This window comes from Bacteroides sp. An19, assembly GCF_002160215.1.
In the GTDB taxonomy this organism is placed as follows: Bacteria; Bacteroidota; Bacteroidia; order Bacteroidales; family Bacteroidaceae; genus Phocaeicola; species Phocaeicola intestinalis.
Window position 1 is genome coordinate 1 of record NZ_NFKD01000109.1, and the last position, 6,131, is coordinate 6,131.

The window sequence follows — 6,131 nt, forward strand, 5'->3', positions numbered from 1 at the left end:
AACCACAACGTCAACATACAGGTTCAACAAAACTATAGCGACTGTCACTATGAATCCAATAGTAACAGTCGCTATCATTATATAGATATTTAATGACTGTAGTTTATCGAATGCTTACGAGACACGAAGGCACAGAGTTTATTTTTAATGAATGTCCGCATCTTGCCGGTTAACCTGTAAGGGCAGGGTCTGCCTGCCCGAATGCATTCACGTGGATGCATACGGGCGGGCGAACCCCGCCCCTACATGGACTGTTGCGAATATTCATTTCAAGCAAAAGCGCAGCGAGAGTGTTGTTTGGCTTTGTGTCCTTTTGCCTTCTCTACTATAACCTCTGCGTCTTTGCGTCTCTGCGTTCGATTTCTTTATAAAATTCGTATGTTGAATACGAAGGTGGCGGTGTGCTGTGTGCCGTTCAGGGTGTAGACCAGTGCTTCCCGGATGGTGTAGGTGTCGCCTGCGGTGCAATGGTCGGGGAATTGCCCGATGGTGAAGGTAAACGTATCCTTGTTGAATTCCGAGTAGACGTAGCTGTCGTCTCCCCAGCCGATGGCGTTCCCTGCCTTATCGTACCAGAACCCTAAGCCGTTGGCGGTGCAGTTGTATTCCAGCGAGCCGTCTGCCTGCACGGCGGCAAAGGCGATTTGTCCCTCTGCGGGCGTAGCGTTTGCCTCCATGATTTTCGAGGCAATCAGGCTGGGCTGCATCACGAATGCCTGTGCCAGTTCCTCCATGTCCCCTTCGTTGATGACGCTGACGGTTGTTCCCGTGTAGTCACCGTTGGTAGTGGCGGGGAAGCTTAGGTCGTAAGTAAAGGTTACATCCGTTGGCTGGGCGTCCGGATCTATTACAACCGAACCCAATAAGTCTGTGCCGTTGAATTTCACTTTATAAGGCCATTGCTCGTCGGTCAGGTCCTTTTCGTCCCACGGATGGGCTTTGTAAGTCTTCGGGGCTGCTTGCACGATGAAGTACAGTTGCTCCGTTCCGGCAGGAACCGTGAAGCTGGCGTTGCCCGCTTCGGCTGCATACCGTTCGCTGTATACCCGTGTGCCGCCGCTGGTCAGGGCTACAAAGCCATAGCTCCAGCCCGCGTCCGATGCTGCGCCTATATTATTATAGTTGTTCACCGTACCCGCCACTGCTTCCGTGTCCATGTATTCGCCCGGGTCGTCTGCAGCCAAAGGGCTTCCAGGCATCAGTCCTTCAAAGTCGGCCGATACGGTCGTTTGTCCTTCGGGCACGTTGAGGGCGATGACATTGAATCCGGTTGTTTCGGGGCAGTCGGCGTATGCCACCTGGTAATAACCGTCCGCTGTCGGGTAGAGCATCGTGCTGTAACGTCCCAAGTAGCCGTCCGAGTATTCACGGATGCCGTCGATGTCGAAGGTGGCCATGCGTGCGGCGTAGTCATACAGTTCCTCTTTCATCGTTTCCCAACTGTTGTTGGCATACAGGCGCATGTAAGCCGCGATGGCGTCTTCCGGCGCGTGCGAGTTCTTCCATACGTTTGCCACCGCGTCGTCCCCGTGCTTGTCCGTCCAGTAGGTTTGCAGCCAGTAGCTGGCGTAGCGCATCCATTCGTGTTCGAAGTGGCGGTGGTTGTTTGCCAGCCATACGTCGAAGTTGTAGGTGGTGAACATCTCCTCGGGATAGTCTTGGAACGATTGCCACTGCGCGCATTGTTCCCAGAAGCCGTTTCCTCCGTTGCTGCCTTCATAGCCGTAGCGGAATCCGGTCTGGAAGTCATTCGCCTCGCCTTGGTACACCTTGTCGCAATACACCTGGTATTGGAAGCTGTGGCCTATTTCGTGGGCGATGGTCGAGCCTACGGGCTGGCAAGTGCTGGGGTTCACCCACAGTGCGCCGATTACGTCATCGTAACCCGATCCGGTAGCCAGCCATTCTTCCTGGTAAAGCAGGTAGATTTCCATCTTGTACTGGTCCAGGCTCGATTTGCCTTGTCCCGTCTCGGCGAAGCCTAACTTCTCGATGTTGGTCTGGTAGAACTGTTCGGCTTTCTCCAGCAGGTCATCGATGTCCACCCGCATGTTCGCCGGAACGGTTTCAGCATTGGGGTCGTCGCCAAAGCCCGCTTCCCAGAACACGAAGAAGTGTTCGCTCTGCTTCGAGCGGAACCACGACCATTGTGCGTCGCTGCGCAGCATGTCCATCGAGGCGAACTCGGCAGGCTTATAGTACTTTTCGAAGTCTTCTATCTCCGATTCGTCCATGATTTGTAAGTCCGAGCCACTTTGGGTTACGGTGATTTCCTTTTGTGCCGTATGGCAAGTGATGGTAATCGTAGCGGTACGTGTGGCTCCGGTAGTGTTCTCTTCCATAGAGAAACTCAATGTGTTAACGCCTCCGGTATCTCCATCATTTTCCAGCGTGAGCCACCCGTCTTCATTGCCTGCCGTGACAGTAGCTTTCCAGATGGCACGGGCAGTCAGTTCTATTTCATAAGAAGTGGTTTCTGCGTCTACCGATATGTTCATGTCTTCTTCGGCTATGGCGAGCAGATAGTCTGCCGAATATTCTTCTTCATCGTCTTTACAACTGGTGAAGTAGAAAGCGAAGATAGCAGTGAAGCATAACAGTAGCCAATTTAGCTTTGTTGTCATAATCCATTTTTGTTAGATGGTTAATTACTTTGTGTCACGGTAATCACTTTTTGTGCCGTGTGGCAAGTGATGGTGATGGTGGCAGTACGGGTAGCTCCCGTTGTGTTTTCCGCTACGTCGAAAGCCAAGGTGTTATATCCTCCCGTGTCGCTTCCGGTAGTCAGGGTAATCCATTCTTCACCACTGTCTGTTGTAACAGTAGCTTTCCAAATGGCGCGGGCTACTATTTCCACTTCGTATGAACTGGCTTCAGCAGGGGCTGAAATGTTCAGGTTTTCTTCGGCGATGTTGAGAAGGTAATCTGCAGAGTATTCTTCCTCATCATCGTTACAACTGGTGATGCTTACGGCAAAGAATGCCATAAACAGTATCAATAGCCAATTAGATAATTTTGTCATAGTCATTATATTTTTAAGATTTGTGTGTAGGAGCGATATACCCCGACATTATTCTCACCGAAGGTCTGTCATAATTGAGAAACTGAACACAGAGGCAAAAAGATGCAACGAAACTATTTTTATGTATCAATGAAAAAGCTTTATGCCTTTGTGCTCAGTTCCATTTAGATTTACCCTCGGAGGGCTTCTTGCTTATTCAGCCGCTTCCGGGTCTACCTGGAAGTTGATGTTCACCGTAACTTTGCCTCCGTTACACGTAATGATGTACGTGGTAGTCAGCGTAGTTCCGGCTGTAGGCGAAACATTTTCCGGATGGTTGCCGCCATACAGGTAGAGTTCTGTTTCGCTGGTGCCTAAGCTAACCCAGCAGAGACCGTCGGCATATGCGGCAGATGAACCGTCAGCAGCCAGCCAGTATCCCGGCACATCGGCAGTGTATTCGGGTTCTTCCGCTGTTTCCGTCTGGCAGTAAATCTTCAGGTCGCCCGATACACGTGCGCTGTGTATTTGATACGTGGTCATCTTGAATGCCTGGCGGAGCGTTTCGCGTACATCTACTTGTACAGGAGCGAAGTCGTTCGTGTAGTTCTTTTGCAAGTTTACATCGATGGTCAGTTCTTCGGGTTCACCTTCGGGAGCGGTTTCCGGGTCTTGGTAAGCCACGATGTTTACGGTGATTTCCATCATCGCAATCTTGTTGTTTGCTAAGAAACCGTACTTCACGGTGTACGAGTCGCCCACGGCGCAGTTGCCCGGATATTGTCCGATGCCGATTTCGTCTACAGGCCAGCCGTCACCGCCATACGATGTATAAACGCGTGAGTTTTCACTATAGGCATTTGCGCCACCGTCTGCATCGTACCAGAATCCGTTGGTTCCGGCATTGGTCTCTTGGGCATAGCTGCCGTCTGCCTGTACGCCAAGGTAGCCTTCTATTTCGTCCATCGAAGCGATACCCAACGCTGCGGTCACTTGGTCGGGGTCAAACTTCACGTTCACCATGTCGTAGGTACTTGCCGGGTTCATATCCAAGGTGAGTTGTTGCGTATTGGCTATTTCTGCCGTTACGTCACCCCGTTCGGTCAAGATGTACGTAATGGCTACCGCTACACGCTTGTCTTCGTAAGAGAGGCATTCGTATACCGTCCATTCTTGCGGGGTGGTGAATGTGTTGGGATTCTGACCAATATTGAAGTAATTGTTTTCATCTTCGTCATCTGGGAATCCTTGCCATTCACAATAGAAAGAAAGCGTACCTAATGCGCTCAAATCATTCCATGTCCCGGCATCGCCATTGTTGTCAAACCAGTGTCCCCACACACCGTTGGTGGTGCTTCGGTTCAGTGTATAGTCTTGGTGGGTGCTGGCTTGGATGGCGAATCCATTGATGGTAGGCGCGCCGGTGTCTTGGTTGATACCTGCCAACACTTCTTCTTCGGTCAGTCCGAAGCATTCGGCAATGGCTGCGATATCAATATCAAGGCGTTGCGTAGTATAGGTAGTGGCAAAATAATCTGTTACGGTGTATTCCAGTATCAAGTCGGCATTGATTTGCTGGCGCAGTGCCTCGGCAATGGAGTCTTGCCGGCGGATCTCTTCCATTTCGTCATCGGTCAAGATGTGCAAGCCCGTAATTTCGTCCATATCGTAGTCGCCACAAGCGGTGACCCCTGTAAGGAACAGGAAAGCGGGCAATAGGAATATGTAATATAGTCTTTTCATACAATACTTCGGTAAATAATTAATTAAACACTTAAAAGTCAGCGAGTTAAATTAACAAGAGTTAGCATAAAAGAATTGGTCAAGTGCTTGATTTTCAGTAACTCTATGTTCTCAACGCATAAGTTAAACATGGAAATATCAGGAGCACTCAACCAATATATGAATATCTGCAGGGATGCCTTTAATGGATATACCGCAAAGTTAAACAAAAGTACGAAATATGTCGTAATGGAGACACTACTTTTATTTATGGTCATACCAAGAAAAATAAACTTCACACAACTGGCACGCTACGGCAACCGTTGCGAGCAGTGTTACAGACAGACTTTTTCGAGGAAGTTTGACTGGGTGCAGTATAACCTTAACCTGATGGAAAAGCTTTTCGGTAAGAACGACAGAAAAGCTATAGCCATAGATCCGAGCTATATATCCAAATCGGGAAAGCATACTCCAAATATCGGTTACTTCTGGTCCGGTGTTGCAGGGGCAACTAAAAGAGGTCTTGAAATACTTGGGATAGGAATCATAGACATTGATATTAAAGACTGTATTATGCTCAAGGCAGGGCAGACACCAAATGCAGAAAACCTGCAAAAAAAGAATTATACTCTCATAGACTGGTATCTGCATGTACTTGATGGGATGAAGGACAGACTACTGACAATATCAAAGTACGTAGTGGCTGATGCGTATTTTGCAAAATCGACTTTCGCTCAAGGAGTTACAGATTTGGGATTCCATCTTGTCAGCAGATTAAGGGACGATGCCAATCTCATGTATATATACAACGGTAAACCTACAGGCAAAAGAGGAAGGCCTAAAGTATATGGAGAGAAAATAGACTTTGAGAATCTAGACTATTCTAAAATGGAAAGAATAGAGAGCAACTCGGAAGATGAGGAACTCTATACGCTTGTCGCATACTCAAAGGCTATGAAGAGGAATATCAGACTTGTCATATGGAGAGGCTCAAAAGGAAAGCGCAAACTTTACTTTTCAACTGACATCAATATGTCCGGCAAAGAAGTCATTGAATTTTACAGGACAAGATTCCAAATCGAATTCTGTTACCGTGATGCGAAACAATACACCGGATTATATCACTCACAGGCAAGGGACGAAAGAAAACTTGACTTCGCATTCAATGCTTCATTTACCGCTATCAATGCAGCAAAGATAATGATGAAACAATACAATGTCCCGTTTTCTGTTGAGTCACTCAAGTCTCTGATTTTTAACTCATATCTGCTAGACCGATTTTTCAAGCTGTCTGGCACAAGACCAAACAAGAAGATAAATGCTAAACTTGTCAAAGAACTCATTGATATAGCTGCCTATAGGGCAGCGTAAAAATATTTACAAATAATAATTTTATAACTAACTATTG

4 protein-coding genes are annotated in these 6,131 nt (G+C 48.0%); 1 reads left to right on the top strand and 3 read right to left on the bottom strand.

Annotated elements, in window-relative coordinates:
- Positions 1-365: 365 nt before the first annotated feature.
- The 3 genes from B5F25_RS20385 to B5F25_RS20395 form a co-directional block, all read right to left on the bottom strand.
- Complete coding sequence (locus tag B5F25_RS20385; protein WP_087251693.1) at positions 366-2,624, bottom strand: DUF6055 domain-containing protein; 2,259 nt, start codon at positions 2,622-2,624, stop codon at positions 366-368.
- 20 nt (positions 2,625-2,644) lie between these two features.
- Positions 2,645-3,022 (bottom strand): BACON domain-containing protein, encoded by a 378-nt coding sequence (locus B5F25_RS20390; protein WP_162614468.1) that lies wholly within the window; start codon positions 3,020-3,022, stop codon positions 2,645-2,647.
- 192 nt (positions 3,023-3,214) lie between these two features.
- Entirely contained in the window at positions 3,215-4,744 is a 1,530-nt protein-coding gene (locus B5F25_RS20395) for a DUF4859 domain-containing protein (protein WP_087251695.1), read from the bottom strand.
- A gap of 129 nt (positions 4,745-4,873) precedes the next feature.
- Here B5F25_RS20395 and B5F25_RS20400 point away from each other — a divergent pair, with 129 nt between their 5' ends.
- On the top strand, positions 4,874-6,094 hold the full coding sequence (locus B5F25_RS20400; RefSeq protein ID WP_206423573.1) for a transposase: 1,221 nt from the start codon (positions 4,874-4,876) through the stop codon (positions 6,092-6,094).
- The last annotated feature ends 37 nt before the right edge of the window (positions 6,095-6,131 follow it).